We start from the raw sequence: 18,571 nt of genomic DNA on the forward strand, positions 1-18,571 counted from the left end.
GTGTCTTTGCCGGCGAGTCAGAGATCACGATCGGTGATGGGCAGCAACCCATTGACGATCACCGATTGCAGTTGCTTGGCTATCGATGGGACGTCGACGGGGCGACCCTGCCAGCCGGTGTAGGCGCCCACCCCCCACAACATCGCGTACAGCAGTTCGACCAAACTCGCCTGCTCGGTGTGCGCCGGCAACTCGCGCCGGGCAACCGCCTCGGTGACCAGCTCGCCGAGGAATCCCCGGGTCGCCGTGACGGTGGCCGCGGGCAGATCGGGATGGCGGTACGACTCGATCCTGGCATTGACCAGAAACCCCACCACCGCACCGTCCCGATGCCACACCTCCACCACGGCATCGATGTACGCATGCAACCGATCCAGCGTTCTTTCATGCTGTTTCGCGACGTGGATGCACGACATGACGACCTCGTGCGCCTGCTGCAGCAGTGCTCGGTAGAGGTCCTCGCGACTGGCGAAATAGTAGTTCAGCGTCGGGCGGCTCAGGCCACTGCGTGTCGCGATCTCCTGGAATGTCGCCGCCGCGTAACCGCGCTCGTTGATGACTTCGTAGGCCGCTTGCACGATGCGTACACGGGTTTGCGCAGCATCGGCACCGATCGGTCGGCCCGGCCCTCGACGGCTCGCCTTGGGCCTACCCCGGGGAGTCATCTAGCAAACACTAAGTCATTGCTGAATCAAGGTCAAAAGGTGGTGCCGCTAATGTCGCCGATCGGGCCGGTCGACGTCAGGCTCCGCACCCGCTCGTTCAGGTAGGCCCGCACTGAATCATCGGCGGTCAGCTCGATGGCCCGGCGGTATGCCGCCGCGGCCTCGTCAGCCCGCCCCGCCTCGCCGAGGAGATGGCCTCGAGTGACCCACGCGGGCTGAAACCCCTCGGCCGCGCGGTCCGTGATCGCGTCGAGGGCGTGCAATCCCGCGTCAGCCCCGTCGATTTCGCCGTCCAGCGCAGCCAGGGCCACGGCGGCGCCCAATGACGGACCCACCCGCATCAGTGCCCGATACAACTTGCGCAGTGCGTGATGCTCAACGCCGGCGGCGCAGTGCGCCGATTGAATCGCGGCCTCGTACTGGAACCGGCCCGGCCGCCCGAAGCCGTGGGCCCGGGCGAGCAGGCGTTCCCCTCGCGCGTACAGCCCGTCGTCCCACCGGCCACGGTCCTGGTCGTCCAACGCGACGAAGGTGCCGTCCCGATCGAGGCGGGCCGGGCGCCGCGCCTCACACAGGCACATCAACGCCGCCAGGCCGAGCACCTCCGGCTCCTCGGGCAGCAACTCGACGAGCACCATGGCCAGATGCAGGGCCTCCGACGACAGTGATTCGATGGCCGGCCGTTGCGGTACCGACAACCAGTCGATCGAATATGCGCCGTAGACCGCTTCGAGTACCTCGGGGAGTCGTGCGGCAAGGTCGGTGCGCTCGGGCAGGGTGAACGGGATTCCGGTGTCTCGGATGCGTTTCTTCGCCCGCACCAGCCGCTGCGCCATGGTGGCGGGAGCGACGACGAACGCCGCGGCGATGGCGGCCGCGTCCACGCCAAGCACCGTCTGCAACATCAACGGGGTACGGATGTCGGCGGAGATCGCCGGGTGCGCACACACGAGCATGAGCTCAAGCCGACGGTCGGGAATCGCGGCAGGCTCAGTCACCTCCTCGGCGACGTCGCGGTCTTCGGTCCAGGGCCCGCTCAACCGATGCGCAGGCGATTTCCACATGTCCCGCAGCCGATTTCGCGCCACGGTCAGCAACCACGCCTCGGGATTGCCCGGGACGCCGTCGAGCGGCCAGCGCTGCAGGGCGCGTTCCATCGCGTCGGCCAACGCGTCCTCGGCGGCGGTGATGTCGCGGCATTGCGCGGCCAGCAGTGCAAGCAGCCGGCCATAGGACCGGCCGACCACCTGCGTGAGCCGCTTCCCGGCGGACGTGTTCAGGGTGTGTACCAGCCCCGGCCCCGGCCGTAGGTCACTGCGACGGGCCTGATCTCGATCGAACCCCAGGCCGCGGCGGGGCACTTCGCGGCCCAGGCCAACGCCGCGTCGAGGTCGGCAACGTCGATGACGAACACCCCACCCAGCCGTTCCCTGGTGTCGGCGAACGGCCCGTCCTGGATCTCGGCGGTGCCGGTGCGTGCCGTGTAGGTCGTGGTGGCCGACGCCGATTGGAGCACCTGTGTGCCGACGAGCACGCCGGCCGCATCCAGGTCGTCTGCATAGCGGGCGAAAGCGGCCTGGGCCGGCTTCATGTCCTCCTCGCTCAGACCCGCCTCCGGTCCCTCCTGGTAGTGCATGAGTAGGCAGTACTGCACGGTGTCCTCCTGGTTGTCGATTCCAGCCTGTCACCGTGATGACGATTCCGGTTCCACCTGATCGACAATCTCGGCCGGCGAATCCGCCGGCTTTCTGCGCAGTGCACTGACCGTCATGATCACCAGCGCCACCCAGATCAGGGCGAAACCGACCCATCGGCCCGGCGGCATCGGCTCATGGCCGATGAACACGCCCCAGGCCATCTGCAGTCCCGGGTTGAGATAGAACAGCAGGCCCAACGTCACCATGGGAAGCCGCTGCGCGGCCGCCGCGAACAACAGCAACGGCACCGCGGTGACGGGTCCGGCGAGCATCAGCAGCACCGCGTGCCAGGGGCCGTGGTTGAGGAAGTTCCCCTGGCCCAGCACCTCCAGGGTGATCACGTAGCCGGCGGCGAGCGGGAGGGCCAGCAACGTTTCTACCGCGACGCTCACCCGCGGGTCGGCCTGCACCACTTTCTTGACCAGGCCGTACACCCCGAAGGACAGCGCGAGGATCACCGCGATGTAGGGCGGTGCGCCCAGTTCGGCGGTCAGGATCGCCACCGCGACGAGCGCGAGCACCAAGGCTGTCGCCTGCCAGCGGTTGATCCGTTCGCGGAACACCAGCACGCCCAGCAGCACGCTCACCAACGGGTTGATGAAATAGCCCAGCGCTGCGTCCACGACGTGACCGGTGGTGACGGCGTAGATGTACGTCCCCCAGTTGACCGCGATGAGGACGGAGGCCGCCAGCAGTTGAAGCCAGGTCCGCAGCGTCAACCGGCGTAGATCACCGAGTCGCCGCGCCACCGCCAGCACCAGCAGCAGGAACAGCGCGCTCCACACGATGCGGTGGGCCAGCACCTCCGGCGCCCCCGCGGGCAGCAACAACAGGAAGAAGCCCGGGCACAGTCCCCACCAGATGTAGGCACCCGCACCGAACAGCACCCCCGAGCGACCTGCGGCGGCTTGTTGCGGCGGGGCCTGACCACCCACGGCTAGTGGCGGCGCAGGACGTCGAGGGCGGCTTGCAGGTCGGCCGGGTAAGGGCTGGTGATCTCGATGCGCCGGCCGTCAGCCGGATGGGCGAAGGCCAGGGACCGGGCATGCAACCACTGACGTTCCAGCCCAAGCTTTTTCGCCAACGTGGGATCCGCACCGTAGGTCATGTCGCCGCAGCACGGGTGATGCAGCGCGGCGAAGTGCACGCGGATCTGGTGGGTCCGGCCGGTCTCCAGGTGGATGTCGAGCAGGCTGGCGGCCTGGAACGCCTCGACGGTGTCGTAATGGGTGACGCTGTGCCGGCCACCCTCGACGACCGCGAACTTCCAGTCGTGACCCCGGTGCCGCCCGATCGGGGCATCGATGGTCCCGCTCGACGGATCCGGGTGCCCCTGCACCAGCGCGTGATAGCGCTTTTCCACGGTGCGCTGCTTGAACGCCCGCTTGAGCACCGTGTAGGCCCGCTCGGACAGCGCCACCACCATGACGCCGGAAGTGCCGACATCGAGTCGGTGCACGATGCCCTGGCGTTCGTGGATGCCCGAGGTGCTGATCCGGAATCCGGCGGCGGCGAGTCCTCCCAACACGGTTGGACCGTGCCAGCCGACCGTGGCGTGTGCGGCCACGCCGGGCGGCTTGTCCACCGCCACGATGTCGTCGTCGGCGTAGAGGATGTCCATGCCCTCGATGTCGACCGGGGTGTTCTCGACGGGAGCGGGCGCCTCGGGCAGCCGGACCTCCAGCCAGGACCCGGCGACCAGTTTGTCGGACTTCGCGGCCGGGGCGCCGTCGATGTCGACGCCGCCGTCCTCGGCCATGGCCGCCACGGCCGTTCGCGACAGCCCGAGCAGTCGGGCCAGCCCGGCGTCCACTCGCATTCCTGCCAGGCCTTCGGGCACCGGCATCGACCGGGTCGTCACTATGACGTCTCGGCCTGGCGACCGACCGTGCTCGACTCGTCGGCCGGGGCGGCGTCACCGGCCTCCTCAGCCTCGGTCTCGGCGTCCGTGACCTGAGCATCTGCGGCGACAGCCGGTTCCGGCTCCACCTTTTCCGGCTCGGGATCGTCCAGGCGCCCCACCCCAGCAGTCTCGTCGCCCGGCTGGCGCCGGCCGACGGTGTCGAAGTCGAAGCCGAACAGCGACAACGCCACCAACAGGATGGCGCCGCCCACGACCGCCGGATCGGCCACGTTGAACACCGGCCACCAGCCGACCGAGAAGAAGTCCACCACGTGGCCGCGCAGCGGTCCGGGGGCGCGGAAGAAGCGGTCGATCAGGTTTCCGGTCGCACCGCCCAGGATCATGCCCAGACCGAGGGCCCACCACGGAGAGACCAGCCGGCGGCCCATCCAGACGATGCCGATCACCACGCCGGTGGCGATGAGGGTCAGCACCCAGGTGTAGCCGGTTGCCATCGAGAACGCCGCGCCGGAGTTGCGCACCAGCGTCCAGGTGACGGTGTCACCGATGATCGACACGGGTTGGCCGGGTGTCAGCAGGCGCACCGCAAGCACCTTGGTCACCACGTCGACGAACAGCACCACGGCAGCAACGGTGAGCAGCAGACGCAGCCGCCGCCGAGGCGGAGCAGCGGTTACGGAGGACGATTTCGTGTCCCCGGTTGCGTCGGTCACCGGCTCCGCCGGGCCTGACGTTTCATCAGTCACTCTCCCATCATCCCAAACAGTCGATGCGGGACAATCTGCACCGTGATGGAGCCCGCAACGCTGTCCGCGCACCCGCCCCGGCGCATCGTCGTCATCACCACCGGTGGCACCATCTCGACCAGCACCGACGGGGATGGAATCAGACGTCCGACGCGCACCGGCGCTGAGCTGACGGCGGGTATGGCCGTTGCGGCGCAGATCGACATCGTCGACGCGATGGCGACCGACAGCGCACTGCTGACACCCGCCGACTGGGACCGGATCGCAAGCGCGGTCGGCGCCGCGGCGGCCGATGCCGACGGAGTCGTCATCACCCATGGAACCGACACCATGGAAGAGACCGCGCTTTGGCTCGAGCTCACCTGCGGCGGAACGGTCCCCGTGGTTCTCACCGGGTCGCAACGCAGCGCAGACGATCCCGACAGTGACGGACCGGGCAACCTGCGGGACGCGATCACCGTCGCGGCCGGCTTGCAGGCCCGGGACCTCGGCGTGGCGGTCAGCTTCGCCGGCACGGTGTGGCAACCGCTGGGCCTGCACAAGCGTCATACCCGCGATCTGGACGCCTTCACCGGCACCGCGCTCGGAACGGTCACCGACGCCGGGTGTGAGATCACCACAGCGAAAGCGCGCGCCTTTCTCGGTGCGTTCGCGGCGGCCTCAGCGCCCCGGGTCGACATCGTGGCCGCCTACCCGGGAGCGGACGCCGCTGCCCTGGACGCCTGTGTCGCCGCCGGAGCGCGGGGGATCGTGGTCGAAGCGGTCGGCTCGGGCAATGCTGGGGCCGCATTGATCGACGGGGTCCGCAGACACTGCCGCGACGGCGTGGTGGTCGCGATATCGACGCGGGTTCCCGGCGGCCCGGTGGCCGCGCAGTACGGCCCCGGACAGCAACTCGTCGATGCCGGCGCGGTGGTGTTGCCCCGGCTGCGCCCACCGCAGGCCCGAGTCCTGCTGATGGCCGCATTGGCCGGCGTTCGGCCGGTTGTCGAGGTCATCGAAGCCTGGGGTTGACGCCCTGTGTTCAATAGAGAACGTGCGTTTCCACATTTCGGCGGCAGCTGCCGCCGGCCTACTGGTGCTCAGCCCACTTCCGACCGCGCTGGCGCTGCCCTCACCACCCGGCGTCGAGGAGATCGACGGCTACCCCATCGCGGAGGGCAACTACAGCTCACCCACCGATTTCTACGGGATGTTCTTCCGAACGCCGGACGGCCGATTCTGCGCAATCCGGCCCAACCGGGGACCGGTCGGCTGCGACGCGGTGCCCGGGGACGCACCGGCAGGAACCAACCAGACCTTCGCCGAGAGCGGCGCACCCGCTTCGTACCGATATTCCGGAACCGCGTCCTTCACCCGCGATGATGTCGACGTGCTGCCCGTGGGACACCGCCTGGAGAACTGGGGAGCCAGCTGCGGTATCGGCGAGCAGGGCGCGGTGATCTGCAAAACCTCGGGCCGACATGGCTTTTCGCTGGACACCGCGTCCGGCGTGCTCTGGTAGCCGGGTGTAGCTCACGTCGCCGGCCGCGGGGGTTGACGACGTCGGTTGAATGGAACCTATGCGCCACATCATGGCAACTGCCGCGGTCGGCCTGTTGACACTGGGCCCCGCACCCACTGCTGCGGCCGAGCCACCGCCGGGCGCCGACCAGATCGACAGCTACCCCATCGCCGAGGGGCACTACAGCTCGCCCACCGATTTCTACGGTGTGTTCTTCCGGACGCCGGACGGTCGTCATTGCGGAATCGGTCCCAACGGCGGCCCGGTGGGTTGTGACGCCGTGCCGATCGATGCCCCGGCGGGCAGCAACCAGATCTTCGTCAACAGTGGCGGGCCCGCCTCCTACCGGCACTCCGACACCGCCTCGTTCACCCGCGACGTCGACGTGCTGCCCGAGGGTCACCGCCTGGAGAACTGGGGCGCCAGTTGCGGAGTCGGCTATCAGGGCACGGTCACATGCAAGACGTACGGCGAGCACGGCTTCATTCTGAGCAGCACCTACGGCGTGCTCTGGTAGTCGGCCAATCCGCTGAGATAGTCGCCCCAGTCCAGGCTGGCAACCGGGTCGGCCCGGCGGAATCCGGGTGTGTCGTCGGGGAAGGTCCTGGCCAGTCCCGGCCCGCTGGCCCGGGTCTCGAACCGTACGGTCATCACCCCGTGTCCGGCGCCCTGGACCCAGCCATGGCCGTGCTCGGGGTGCGCCACGTCGTCGCCGATGCGCCAGCCGGTTTGGGTTACCTGGGCTGTCTCGGCGCTGTGGTGGTGGGAGTCGGAGATGTCGTCGAGCTGTTCCAGGTCCGGGAACAACGATTCCTGCCTGCTGTCGGACAGTCCTGAAAAACCCACGCCCACAAGACGAATCGGGCCGATCTCGACCGGGTCGAGCAAGAGCCGCCGGGCGGTGCCGATCAGGGTGGCGGCCTCGGTGGTGGCGTAGGCCAGTGTGGCAGAACGGGTCAGCGTGCTCATATCGGACTTCTTCAGCTTGACGGTCACGGTCCGGGCGCCGCGGCCGTCCTTCTCCAGGCGCCGGTGCGCGTGTTCGCCGATCGGGCCGATCGCATCCTGAAGCTGACGCAGCGTGGTGAGGTCCTCGGGAAATGTCGACTCGGCGCTGATCTGCTTGGCCTCGGCCCGCTCGGCCACCGGGCGATCGTCGATTCCGCGGGCCAGCCGATGCAACGCGGCACCGACCGCCGTGCCCAGCACGCTGCCGGCCTCGGCATCCGACAGCGCGGCCAACGCACCCACCGTCTCGATGCCGAGCCGGTGCAACTTCTCCTCGGCCACCGGTCCGATCCCCCACAACTTGCGCACCGGTAGGCCGTCGAGCAGCCGCGCCTCTTCGTCGCGGCGGACGACCCGGATCCCATCGGGTTTGGCCAACCCGGAGGCGATCTTGGCGATCTGCTTTCCGGATCCGGCCCCGACGGAGGCCACCAGCCCGGTCTGTTCGCGCACCTTGGCCCGCAACTGCTGGCAGAACTCCTCGACATCGGCCGCGGTGGCGCCGGCCAGTTCAACAGGTTCTCCGAACGCCTCGTCGAAGGACAGCTGCTCGAGCACCGGCACGACGCTGCGCACGGTGTCCAACGCCCGCCTGCTGGCCACGCCGTACACGGCACCGCGGGGCGGCAGCACGACCGCAGGCGCACCGACCAGCCGGCGGGCCTGATGCATCGGCATCGCCGAGCGCGCACCGTAGCGGCGCGCCTCGTAGCTGGCCCCGGCCACCACACCGCGACCACCCATACCGCCGACGAGCACGGGTCTGCCGCGCAGGGTGGGACGGGTCAGCTGCTCGACGGAGGCGAAGAACGCATCCATGTCGAGGTGCAGAACCCAGCGTCCGCCCGCGCCCGTGACCTCGGCGCCGTTCATAGTTGCTGATGCTATGGCGCTAGCCTGACTTTCATGACGCCGGATGACGTACCGATCAGGGACGAGTCGATTCGCCTGGGACAGTTCCTCAAGCTGGCTTCCCTGATCGACAGCGGCGCCGACGCCAAGGCCGTCATCGCAGATGGCCTTGTCAGCGTCAACGGCGAGGTCGAAGTCCGGCGCGGCCGCCAGCTCCACCCCGGCGACACCGTTTCACTCGGTGACCGCACGGCCCGGGTTGCCGGCGCCTGACCGGGCCGCCTCACGCCTTGGCGATCGCGACCCGCACCCCGTCCCCGATCTCTGTGCCCTCCGGCAGCGCCACCCCGTCGACGAACTCGAAACCAGTGGCAAGGATTTCACCGGCGATGAGGTCTCGATGGGTACGGGCCCACGGCTCGTACTGGGCCGGAACCGAGATCTGCACCGCGATCCGGTCGGACACCTCAAGGCCGGTCGACTTGCGCAGTTCCTGCAGTTCGCGGATGCGGTCCTTGGCCCAACCCTCGGCCTCCAGTTCCTCGGTGACCGTTCCGTCGAGCACCACGAGGCCCCCGCCGTCGGGCAGGGCCGCGGTCCACTCCGGATCGGCGGCAACCAGTTTGGCGGTGTACTCCTCGGGTTGCAGCACCACCGGCCCGGCGGTCAGCGTGCCGTCGGGATTGACCACGCCCTCCCCCGCCTTGACGGCCTTGATCGCGGCCTGCACGTCCTTGCCGATCCGGGGACCGGCGACGCGGGCGTTGACGGCGAGGTCGAACTTGCCATAGGCGTCGATGTCGTCGGTCAACTCGACGTCCTTGACATTGAGTTCGTCGGCGATCAGATCCGCGAACGGCGCGAGCGAAGACGGGTTTTCCACTGCCACAGTCAGTTTCGGCAACGGTAGGCGCACCCGCAGCTTCTTGGCCTTGCGCAGCGAGGAACCCACCGAACACACCTCGCGCACCTGGTCCATCGCGGCCACCAGATCGGCGTCCTTGGGCAGCACATCGGCTTCGGGCCAGTCGGTCAGGTGCACCGAACGCTCACCGGTCAGGCCCCGCCACATCACCTCGGTCGCCAACGGCAACAGGGGCGCAGCCAGCCTGCACGTCACCTCGAGGACGGTGTGCAGGGTGTCGATGGCATCGGCATCCTCCTCCCAGAAGCGCGAACGTGACCGGCGCACATACCAGTTCGTCAACGCCTCGGTGAACTGCCGCAGTTCGTCGCATGCCCCGGAGATGTCGCACGTGTCCAGCGAGATGGTCAGATCGTCACGCAGCTGAGCCAACTTGGCCAGGATGTAGCGGTCCAGCACGTTGTCCGAATCGGTCCGCCAGGTGCCCTTCTTCGGCGCGTACAACGCCAGGAAGCTGTAGGCGTTCCAGAACGGCAGCAGCACCTGCCGGACGCCTTCGCGGATACCCTGCTCGGTGACGATCAGATTGCCGCCACGCAGGATGGGCGAAGCCATCAGGAACCAGCGCATGGCGTCGGACCCGTCCCGGTCGAAGACCTCGCTGACATCCGGGTAGTTGCGCAACGACTTGCTCATCTTCTGGCCGTCGTTGCCCAGGACGATCCCATGCGCCACACAGGTTTTGAAGGCGGGCTTGTCGAACAGCGCGGTGGCCAGCACGTGCATGGTGTAGAACCAGCCGCGGGTCTGGCCGATGTACTCGACGATGAAGTCGCCGGGGAAATGCGCATCGGTTCCGTTGGCCGGACTGTCGGCACCGCCGGCGCCGACTCCGTCGAACCACTCCCGGTTCTCGAACGGGTAATGCACCTGCGCGTACGGCATCGACCCGGAGTCGAACCACACGTCGAACACGTCCTCGATACGGCGCATCGTGGACTTGCCGGTCGGGTCGTCCGGGTTCGGCCGCGTCAGCTCGTCGATGAACGGCCGGTGCAGATCGGTCGGCCGCACACCGAAATCGCGCTCGAGCTCGTCGAGGCTGCCATAGACGTCGATCCGCGGGTAGGCAGGGTCATCGGACTTCCATACCGGAATCGGGCTGCCCCAGTACCGATTTCGCGACACCGACCAGTCGCGGGCATTGGAGAGCCACTTACCGAACTGTCCGTCCTTGACGTGCTCGGGATACCAGGTGATCTGCTGGTTGAGCTCCACCATCCGGTCCCGGAAGTCGGTGACCTTGATGAACCACGACGACACCGCGCGGTAGATCAGCGGATTCCGGCACCGCCAGCAGTGCGGGTAGGAATGCTCATAGGTCTCGTGGCGCAACAGCACCGCGCCGTTGGCCGCCGCAGGCCCGTCGCCGTTCTTGAGGTCGCGGATGATCTGCGAATTCGCCTCGAAGACATGCTGTCCCGCGTAATCGGGCACCGACGCGTCGAATCGGCCCTTCGAGTCGACCGGGGTGACCGCGACGATGTCGGCGGTGTCCGCGGTGGCCTTGTCGTCCTCGCCGTAGGCGGGGGCCATGTGCACGATGCCGGTGCCGTCCTCGGTGCTGACGAAATCAGCTGCGAGCACCTGGAACGAGTTGGGCGCGTCCATGAAATAGGTGAACGGCGGCAGGTACCGCGTGCCGAGCAGATCCCGCCCGGTGTAGCTGCCGAGAACCTCGGGTTCCTCCCCGAGCTCACGGGCGTACGCGGCGAGCCGAGCCTGGGCCAGGACGTAGCGCCGCCCGTCGGGACCCTGAACCAGCACGTAGTCGATGTCGGGGTTGACGGCGACGGCCTGGTTGGACGGCAACGTCCACGGCGTCGTCGTCCAGATCAACAGGTGCGCACCCTTGAGTGGGCCGTCGGTCACGGTGAAGCCCACGGTGACCGCCGGATCCTGGCGGCTCTGGTAGACGTCGTCGTCCATCCGCAGCTCGTGGTTGGACAACGGGGTCTCGTCGTTCCAGCAGTACGGGAGCACCCGGTTGCCCTCGTAGGCCAGGCCTTTGTCCCACAGCTGTTTGAACGCCCAGATCACCGACTCCATGAAGGTCGGATCCAGGGTCTTGTAGTCGTTGTCGAAGTCCACCCACCGGGCCTGGCGGGTCACATAGGCACGCCATTCGTCGGTGTACTTCAGAACCGAGGCGCGGCACGCCTCGTTGAACTTCTCGATGCCCATCTCTTCGATCTGGGCCTTGTCGGCGATGCCGAGCTGGCGCTGCACCTCGAGTTCGGCGGGCAGCCCGTGGGTGTCCCAGCCGAACCGGCGCTCCACCTTGTAACCGCGCATGGTTCGGTAGCGCGGCACGATGTCCTTGACGTAACCGGTCAGCAGGTGGCCGTAGTGCGGGAGCCCGTTGGCGAACGGTGGCCCGTCGTAGAAGACGTATTCCTCGGCATCGGCACGGCGCGCGATGCTGGCCCGGAAGGTGTCGTCGGCAGCCCAGTAGTCGAGCACCTCAAGTTCCCGCTCGGGGAAGTTGGGTGCGGCCGGCTTGGGATACCCAGCCGACGTTGAAGACTCCGATGGGGCAGTCACTGACGCGTCTCCTGTGCCTATGACGCGGCCGGGCCGCGTCGGGGCTCCCCACCCGGGGAGCCTGTGTGTCCAGGCACGGGGACGACGTCGCACGGGTGCGCAAGCGCCGCGGTACCACCCCGCTTGCGCGCTGCACGCAGCGCGCCGCTCAACTCCGGGCGATCACGGGCCCACCCGTTCGGTTCTACTGGGCTACGCCGAACCCGAATACTCGAATGCCGTAGCTGTTCTTCCGAAGGCTCCCCGGTGATGTCCGGATCAGCGCCGATCAGCCCAGTCTAATGAGCGCCGCAAACAATTCGGAAATCAGACCTAACCGGAGGTGATCTCGATCAGGGCCAGCGGAAACTGCTCGGCCAACTCATCGACCGTGCACCGGTCGAACCTGCGGGCGTCGAACCGCCAGAGCAGGCGCATGGTGGTCTCGCTGTCCGGATGGACGTGCAGGGCCAGCGGATGCTCGGAATGCCCCGTCCGCGGCCCGTCCCCGTACGCGAAGCGCATGTCCGCCGATGGGTGGTCGCCGTTGTCGACACCTGGTCGTGCGGCTGCGAGCAGTTCAGGCCCCGACATGCCACGATGCGACACACAGGACACTCCGACGCGACGGTATCCGGCCCGCTCGGGACCGCTCACGACATCGACGGTCAGCACGCCGTCACCGATCGCCCGGGCGACCGTCCGGCCCACGGCCGCAAGTAACAAGTCCTCGGCCGTGCAGCCCAGCGCGATCTGGGCGCCGTGCAACTCTGCGGACAACACGTCGTCCAGCGCACTGGACACCATTGCCATATCCGAGGCGGCCGGCGGTCCGACGGTGCCGTAGTCGGCGATCCACGAACCGTTGCCATATGCGTCGGGCAGGACGGAAACAGACATAGATGTAACGGTAGCCAGAGATTCCCAAATATGGGAGAGCTGTGCCAAAAGTCTGACAGCGTTGTCAATAACACCACTGCTGGCTTTGCTGCGGTTCGCTGAGACCAACTGCGGGCTCGGGGTCTATGGTGTTCTGATGCCGCGAACCGACGAGAACGGCAGGCAGCTCAAGGCCCTGCTCGACTATCTGCTGGACGGCGAGGTCGACGCCAAGGCCGTGTACAGCGCGCTGGGAGTATCCAGCAGCACGTACTACCGGCGCGTCAAGGAAGCCGACTATCCCAACGCCGAAGAATTGCGCCAGGTGGCCGACCGCTTCCACCTGAGCTATCCGGACCTGCAGATCCGGTTCGGCCTGATGAGCCGCCAGGAAGTCTGGCACTACATGGAGTCGTCGCCGGTGACCGTGGCTCCTGTGGACACCGCCACCCGGGTCCGGCCTGCCGTGCACCGGCCCAAGAAACTGTCCCAACTGACCCCACGACACGACGCGCCCCCGCTTTAGCAGCGGCGCGTCCGTTCCGGCACCATCTCCCGAGGCAAATGCTATGTCCGTCGCCACTCTCATCGCCATCACACTGGGCTGCATCGCATGGAGTCTGTGGATCAGAAGGGTCACCTGGTCCTGCCGGTGGGAAGTGGCCGCCACCCTGAACATCGCCTTGCAGGGCGTGGCGGTGCTGCTGATGTCGCCGTGGGCCTCGGAAACCATCGGGCACGTTCTGTATGAGCTGACCGGTAAGTGGAACGTCGAGGACTACCTCGGCCACGATGCGTACATCGTGGCCGCGTCGGCCATCGTCTACAACTCCCTGGGCCGCCTTCAGGACGACAGCGCCATGCAGCGCTCCTTCAAGCAGTACGTCGAGCGTCCTGCCACCATCTGTATCCCTGTGCTGCTGGCGACCTTCTCGATGGGCAACGGCGCCACGGTGTACCGGGCCGACTTCTTCCAGGTGCCGACGGATTTCTGGCTGAGCGCCTACTGGATCCTGCTCTGCGGCACGCTGCTCTACCTGTTGGGTTACGGCGCTCGAGCCATGCTGGTGCTGCGCCGGGACCCGAAGTCCCGCCGGATCGCCAACATCTACCTGTTCGCATCGGTCAGCGGGATGCTGGCCTGCACGACCCGGATCATCACGTCCCTGGTACCGGCGCTGCAGCCGATCGAGAACGGTCGCCTGGTGTGGGTTTTCGCCTGCGCCTGCGGCGCCATCTTCGCGCTCGCCTCGGCGCACTCCTGGCGGATCAAGACCCGCTGGCTGGCCCCGAGCAATCGGTGACCACAGCGGGCGCACAGGCAGAGCGAGCCCACCCGGCCGGTCCGGGACACCACATACACTGGGCGCACTGAAAGCGTCGCCCGTCCCATCGAGCGCCGGGACGACCCGTCGGATGCGCTCGATGGCGAAGTAGGTAAGGACATGCAGGATCAGTAGGGCAGCACAGTTGTTGCAACGCCTGCACGGCAGCGCGGACAACCCCGAGAGCGGCACGTTCCACAAGCTGGGCGGTGTCGTCGTTCGGTGGCCCTGGCTGGTGATCGCGTTCTGGGTGGTACTCGCCGCCGCGCTGCCCCCGATGTTCCCGTCGCTGACCGAACTCTCCCAGAAGACCCCGCCGGCCATGTTGCCGGCCGACGCACCTGGGTCCGTTGCCGCCCAACAGATGTCGAAGGCCTTTCACGAGTCCGGGTCGGACAACATCCTGCTGGTCGTCCTGAGCGACGAGAACGGCCTCGACGGCGCCGACGAGACCGTCTACCGCAGCCTCGTCGACAAGTTGCGCGCCGACACCGCGAGCGTCGTGACGATGCAGGATTTCATCACCACACCGCCCCTGCGCCAGGTGATGAGCAGTCAGGACGGCAAGGCATGGCTACTGCCGGTCAGCCTGACCGGCGAACTGGGCTCGCCGCAGTCCTACACCGCGACGTCGAACGTCGTCCGGATCGTCAAAGACACCGTGGGCGGCGGCGGATCCGGCATCACCGCACATGTGACGGGCCCGGCGGCCACGCTTGCCGACCTCGCCGAGGTGGGCGAACGCGATCGCGTGCACATCGAAATCGCCACGGTGGGCATGCTCCTGGCGATCTTGATCATCATCTACCGCAATCCGCTGACGATGATCCTGCCGCTGCTGACCATCGGGGTGTCGCTGGCGACCGCACAGGGCGTCGTGGCCGCATTGGGCAGTCTCGGCCTTGCCATCTCCGGCCAGACCATCGTCTTTCTCACCGCGATGCTGGCCGGCACAGGAACCGATTACGCCGTCTTCCTGATCAGCCGATATCACGACTTTCTCCGGCTCGGCGAAGATTCCGACAAGGCCGTCAAGAGCGCCCTGCACTCGATCGGCCCGGTGATCGTCGCGTCGGCGGCCACGGTGGCCGTCACCTTCATCGGGATGATCTTCACCAAGCTGACGATCTTCTCGTCGGTCGGAGTGGCGCTTGCCGTCGCCATCGCCATCGGTTGCCTGGCCGCCATGACCTTCCTCCCCGCGGTGCTCACCCTCGCGGGCCGTCGTGGTTGGGTCTCGCCGCGCAAGAGCCTCACCAACACGCTGTGGCGGCGGTCGGGTGTGCGGATCGTGCGAAATCCGCGGCGCAACCTGATCGCCAGCCTGATGCTGTTGGTGGTGCTCGCCAGTTGTGCGGGCCTGGCGAGATACAACTACGACGACCGCAAGGCGCTCCCCGGTACCGTCGAGAGCCTCCAGGGATATGACGCGATCGCCGCACATTTCCCGGTGAATTCCAGCCTGCCCCAGTATCTCCTGATCGAATCACCACACGATCTGCGCGGCCCGAAGGAGCTCGCCGACCTCGAACAGATGGCCCACCGCATCAGTCAGCTCCCCAACATCGAGGCGGTTCGCGGGATCACCCGCCCCACGGGAGAGTCGTTGGAGCAGGCCAGGCTGTCGTTCCAGGCCGGCGAGGTCGGCTCCAAACTCAACGACGCCTCCTCGGTGGTCTCCGAGCGGGGCGGCGACATGGACAAGCTGGCCAGCGGCGCCACCCAGATCGCCGATGTACTGGGCGGGGTGAAGGGGCAGCTGGGCCAGGCAGCGGTCACGGTGGGCGGTCTGATCGACGCGTTGAGCTCCATGCAGAAACAGTTCGGTGGCGACAAGGCGCTCAACCAGTTCGACAGTGCCGCCAAGCTGGTCCTCGCGATGCGATCGCTCGGCGATTCCATCGGCGTGACCCTCGACGATGCGGCCGACTCCGTCCAGCAGGCCCGGCCGGTCCTGACCGCGCTGAACGCCAGCCCGATCTGCGATGTGGATCCCTCCTGCCGCAACTCCCGTGGGCAGCTGCAACGCATGGTCGACGCTGGCGACAACGGCACCCTGGCCGGCATCGCCCAGTTGGCCAGGCAGCTGAAGGCGACCGAGGGCAACCAGACCCTCGGTGCGACGACCGACAATCTCCGGGGTGCGTTCGATACCGCCACCAAGGCACTGAGCTCGGCCGGGCTGGACAACCCGTCGAGCATGCGGCAGCAGATGGCGACGCTGCAGCAGCACGCGGACACGCTTGCCGAGGCCAGCCGGCAGGTGGCAGACGGTGTCGGCCTGCTGGTGAACGAGACCAAGAAGATGGGCGGCGGACTCGGCGACGCGTCGGCCTTCCTGCTGGCGATGAAGAACGAGGCTAGGACACCGTCCATGTCGGGGTTCTACGTGCCCCCGCAGTTCCTGGCCACCGATGATTTCAAAAAGGCTGCGGCGCTGTTCTTCTCCCCCGACGGCCACACCGTGCGGTACATGATCCAGACCAAGCTCAACCCGTTCAGTACCGATGCGATGGATCAGATCAACGCGATTCTCGACGTCGCTCGCGATGCGCAACCGAACACGACGCTCGCCGATGCCAAGGTGTCGATGACCGGATACTCGGTGTCGCTCCGCGATACCCGTGAGTACTACAACGAGGACATCCGATTCATCATCCTGGTGACGGTCGCCGTGGTGTTCCTCATCCTCGTGGTCCTACTGCGCGCCCTGGTGGCGCCGCTCTATCTGATTGCCTCAGTGGTGATTTCATACCTGTCGGCACTCGGCATCGGAGTACTGCTGTTCCAAGAGCTCTTGGGTCAGGAATTGCACTGGAGCGTGCCCGGACTGACATTCATCATCCTGGTCGCGGTCGGTGCCGACTACAACCTGTTGCTGATCTCTCGAATACGGGAAGAATCGCCGCACGGCTTGCGAACCGCGGTGATCCGAACGGTGGGCGCAACGGGAGGCGTGATCACGGCGGCAGGCCTGATCTTCACCGCCTCGATGTTCGGAATGCTGTTCGCCAGCATCAGCACACTGGTGCAGGCCGGTTTCATCATCGGTGTGGGAATCCTGCTCGACACGTTCCTGGTGCGTACCACGACCGTGCCGGCAATCGCCGTACTGGTGGGACGATTCAATTGGTGGCCGTCCCGCTGGCAACCGGAAGTGAAAGCGCCTCCGAAGAAGGCCCAGAGCACGGAGCCCGAGCAGGAACTGGCCGCCGTCACGGACTGACCCGGACCTCAGTCGATGGTCGCGGGCAGCTCGAATTCGGAAAGCGTGCGCCGCACCGCCTCGGAAAGCTCTGCGCGCGTGTTGATCCCGCCGATCGTCCAGGCGGACACGGTGAGGAATATCCGTCCGTGGCCGCGGCCCGAGGCAAGGTAGAGCAGTCCCCCGAGACTTTCCAGCACCCCGGGCGTGATCCCGGGCTCGACCAGGCGGAACGACACGTAGTCGGCTTCGGCGCCGTCCGGCCGGTTCGCCGCCGCGGGCAACTCACCCAGGTTTGAGCAGCCGATCGGGCTTCCGACCTTCAACACCATGCGTTCCAGCCTGCGCACCATGACCTTCGGCACGTACGGGGTCAGCGGCAGCGGGGCCAGGTTGGCGTCGGGCGAAGTGCCCAACTCGGTGAGCACGCGCTTGAGCTCGCCGCGGATCTCAGTCAGGTCGATACTGGCCTTGGCCGGGTCCACGATCGCGGTGACGGTATTGAGGGCATTGGCACGGGTATCGCCATCGGTGCGATCACTGACCGGGTACGACAGCATGGCCCGCCCGTCTGCATCTACCCGGCCGAGCAGTTGCCCGAGCCGGGCAGCGAAGCCGGCGAAGAGTGAATTGCTCGTTCCGCCAAGGCTTTCGGCTCGGTCGTCCCAGGCTTCCAAATCGACGTAGGCCGTGACCGTCGGCGGAATGACCGGGTCGGAGGACCCCGGCCCGCTCACCGGCGCGGCCGACTTGGCCGACGCCGCCAGATCCTCACTCTGCTCTCGGGCAACCCGCGCCGTGGCGAGGACCGCTCGTCCCACCTCGGGAAGATCCCGGGCCGCACGCCGGACGTCCCGCAACAGAGCCTGCCTGCGGGGGGCCGATCCCGGCGCCGGATAACCCAATTCATGCCGGATTCCCTCGGAAGCGTCGGCGATCGCGAGTGTCAGACCCAAGGCGTCGGCGACCGAGTGCGACACCACCAGGGTGACCGCGTCGCCGCCATCGGCCAGCGGAAGGACACCCAGGTGCCATGCGGGTCCACGCTCGGGATCGATGGGAACAACGATGCGTTCGTCGGCCCACGCGGCGACCTCCGCCCGTGGGCGCTCCGCCGCGGCGACGGACATATCGGCGGGACCTGCCGACCGCACCCAGCGATGCCTGCCGAACGGCAGCGGCGACCGCTCGATGCGGCGCCCCAGTAACCCGTGCCCGAGATTGACGTGGAATCGCCGCAACCCGGCGATGTCAACCCCATCGCGATAGATCCAGGTGAACTGCATGATCGGCGCGCGCCCCAGCGCCCGCAGTCCCAGGAATGACCCCTGATCCATGTACGTGAGGGTGTTGTCCACGTCGGCATGGTAGATCGTGG

The 18,571-nt window shown here is 67.2% G+C and carries 17 protein-coding genes; 7 read left to right on the forward strand and 10 right to left on the reverse strand.

Annotated elements, in window-relative coordinates; translation table 11 throughout:
* Nucleotides 1-17 precede the first annotated feature (17 nt).
* Genes ACNQVK_RS21155 through lspA form a run of 6 tightly spaced genes read right to left on the reverse strand, consistent with a single transcriptional unit; the run spans nt 18 to nt 4,972 of the window.
* Complete coding sequence (locus ACNQVK_RS21155) at nt 18-665, reverse strand: TetR/AcrR family transcriptional regulator (protein WP_418031067.1); 648 nt, start codon at nt 663-665, stop codon at nt 18-20.
* A gap of 32 nt (nt 666-697) precedes the next feature.
* Nucleotides 698-1,912, reverse strand: a complete 1,215-nt coding sequence (locus tag ACNQVK_RS21160; RefSeq protein WP_418031068.1) for an RNA polymerase sigma factor — start codon at nt 1,910-1,912, stop codon at nt 698-700.
* Between the two features lie 29 nt (nt 1,913-1,941).
* Nucleotides 1,942-2,319: a YciI family protein gene (locus ACNQVK_RS21165; protein WP_418031069.1), complete on the reverse strand. Its 378-nt coding sequence runs from the start codon at nt 2,317-2,319 to the stop codon at nt 1,942-1,944.
* 30 nt (nt 2,320-2,349) lie between these two features.
* On the reverse strand, nt 2,350-3,249 hold the full coding sequence (gene rarD / locus ACNQVK_RS21170) for an EamA family transporter RarD (protein ID WP_418034247.1): 900 nt from the start codon (nt 3,247-3,249) through the stop codon (nt 2,350-2,352).
* A 50-nt stretch (nt 3,250-3,299) separates the two neighbouring features.
* Nucleotides 3,300-4,223 (reverse strand): RluA family pseudouridine synthase, encoded by a 924-nt coding sequence (locus tag ACNQVK_RS21175; RefSeq protein ID WP_418031070.1) that lies wholly within the window; start codon nt 4,221-4,223, stop codon nt 3,300-3,302.
* Nucleotides 4,223-4,972 (reverse strand): signal peptidase II, encoded by a 750-nt coding sequence (gene lspA, locus ACNQVK_RS21180; RefSeq protein WP_418031071.1) that lies wholly within the window; start codon nt 4,970-4,972, stop codon nt 4,223-4,225. Before lspA ends, ACNQVK_RS21175 begins: the two co-directional genes overlap by 1 nt.
* A gap of 45 nt (nt 4,973-5,017) precedes the next feature.
* On the opposite strand from lspA, the gene ACNQVK_RS21185 reads away from it, so the two are divergent.
* Genes ACNQVK_RS21185 through ACNQVK_RS21195 form a run of 3 tightly spaced genes read left to right on the forward strand, consistent with a single transcriptional unit; the run spans nt 5,018 to nt 6,993 of the window.
* Nucleotides 5,018-5,986: an asparaginase domain-containing protein gene (locus ACNQVK_RS21185; protein ID WP_418034248.1), complete on the forward strand. Its 969-nt coding sequence runs from the start codon at nt 5,018-5,020 to the stop codon at nt 5,984-5,986.
* Nucleotides 5,987-5,999: 13 nt separating this feature from the next.
* Nucleotides 6,000-6,476, forward strand: coding sequence for a hypothetical protein (locus tag ACNQVK_RS21190; protein ID WP_418034249.1), 477 nt, complete (start codon nt 6,000-6,002; stop codon nt 6,474-6,476).
* Between the two features lie 58 nt (nt 6,477-6,534).
* A complete protein-coding gene (locus ACNQVK_RS21195; protein WP_418031072.1) occupies nt 6,535-6,993 on the forward strand; it encodes a hypothetical protein in 459 nt (152 codons plus the stop codon).
* On the opposite strand, the gene ACNQVK_RS21200 is transcribed toward ACNQVK_RS21195, so the two are convergent.
* The gene (locus tag ACNQVK_RS21200; RefSeq protein ID WP_418031073.1) at nt 6,975-8,357 is read right to left on the reverse strand and encodes a DNA polymerase IV; all 1,383 of its coding nucleotides are present in this window, start codon (nt 8,355-8,357) and stop codon (nt 6,975-6,977) included. The genes ACNQVK_RS21195 and ACNQVK_RS21200 overlap by 19 nt on opposite strands.
* Nucleotides 8,358-8,390: 33 nt before the next feature.
* On the opposite strand from ACNQVK_RS21200, the gene ACNQVK_RS21205 reads away from it, so the two are divergent.
* Nucleotides 8,391-8,609, forward strand: a complete 219-nt coding sequence (locus ACNQVK_RS21205; protein ID WP_418031074.1) for an RNA-binding S4 domain-containing protein — start codon at nt 8,391-8,393, stop codon at nt 8,607-8,609.
* Between the two features lie 10 nt (nt 8,610-8,619).
* On the opposite strand, the gene ileS is transcribed toward ACNQVK_RS21205, so the two are convergent.
* Both ileS and ACNQVK_RS21215 read right to left on the reverse strand, forming a co-directional pair.
* Nucleotides 8,620-11,805, reverse strand: a complete 3,186-nt coding sequence (gene ileS / locus ACNQVK_RS21210) for an isoleucine--tRNA ligase (RefSeq protein ID WP_418031075.1) — start codon at nt 11,803-11,805, stop codon at nt 8,620-8,622.
* Between the two features lie 312 nt (nt 11,806-12,117).
* Nucleotides 12,118-12,684, reverse strand: a complete 567-nt coding sequence (locus tag ACNQVK_RS21215; RefSeq protein WP_418031076.1) for a hypothetical protein — start codon at nt 12,682-12,684, stop codon at nt 12,118-12,120.
* Nucleotides 12,685-12,820: 136 nt separating this feature from the next.
* Here ACNQVK_RS21215 and ACNQVK_RS21220 point away from each other — a divergent pair, with 136 nt between their 5' ends.
* The 3 genes from ACNQVK_RS21220 to ACNQVK_RS21230 all read left to right on the forward strand — a co-directional run bounded on the left by ACNQVK_RS21220 (nt 12,821) and on the right by ACNQVK_RS21230 (nt 17,214).
* Nucleotides 12,821-13,189: a hypothetical protein gene (locus ACNQVK_RS21220; protein WP_044519495.1), complete on the forward strand. Its 369-nt coding sequence runs from the start codon at nt 12,821-12,823 to the stop codon at nt 13,187-13,189.
* A 43-nt stretch (nt 13,190-13,232) separates the two neighbouring features.
* Nucleotides 13,233-13,967 (forward strand): hypothetical protein, encoded by a 735-nt coding sequence (locus ACNQVK_RS21225; protein ID WP_418031077.1) that lies wholly within the window; start codon nt 13,233-13,235, stop codon nt 13,965-13,967.
* A gap of 166 nt (nt 13,968-14,133) precedes the next feature.
* Nucleotides 14,134-17,214: an RND family transporter gene (locus tag ACNQVK_RS21230; protein WP_418031078.1), complete on the forward strand. Its 3,081-nt coding sequence runs from the start codon at nt 14,134-14,136 to the stop codon at nt 17,212-17,214.
* A gap of 8 nt (nt 17,215-17,222) precedes the next feature.
* On the opposite strand, the gene ACNQVK_RS21235 is transcribed toward ACNQVK_RS21230, so the two are convergent.
* Nucleotides 17,223-18,551: a hypothetical protein gene (locus ACNQVK_RS21235; protein WP_418031079.1), complete on the reverse strand. Its 1,329-nt coding sequence runs from the start codon at nt 18,549-18,551 to the stop codon at nt 17,223-17,225.
* Nucleotides 18,552-18,571 lie beyond the last annotated feature (20 nt).

The sequence above is a fragment of the Mycobacterium sp. 134 genome, assembly GCF_048282715.1.
In the GTDB taxonomy this organism is placed as follows: domain Bacteria; phylum Actinomycetota; class Actinomycetes; order Mycobacteriales; family Mycobacteriaceae; genus Mycobacterium; species Mycobacterium septicum.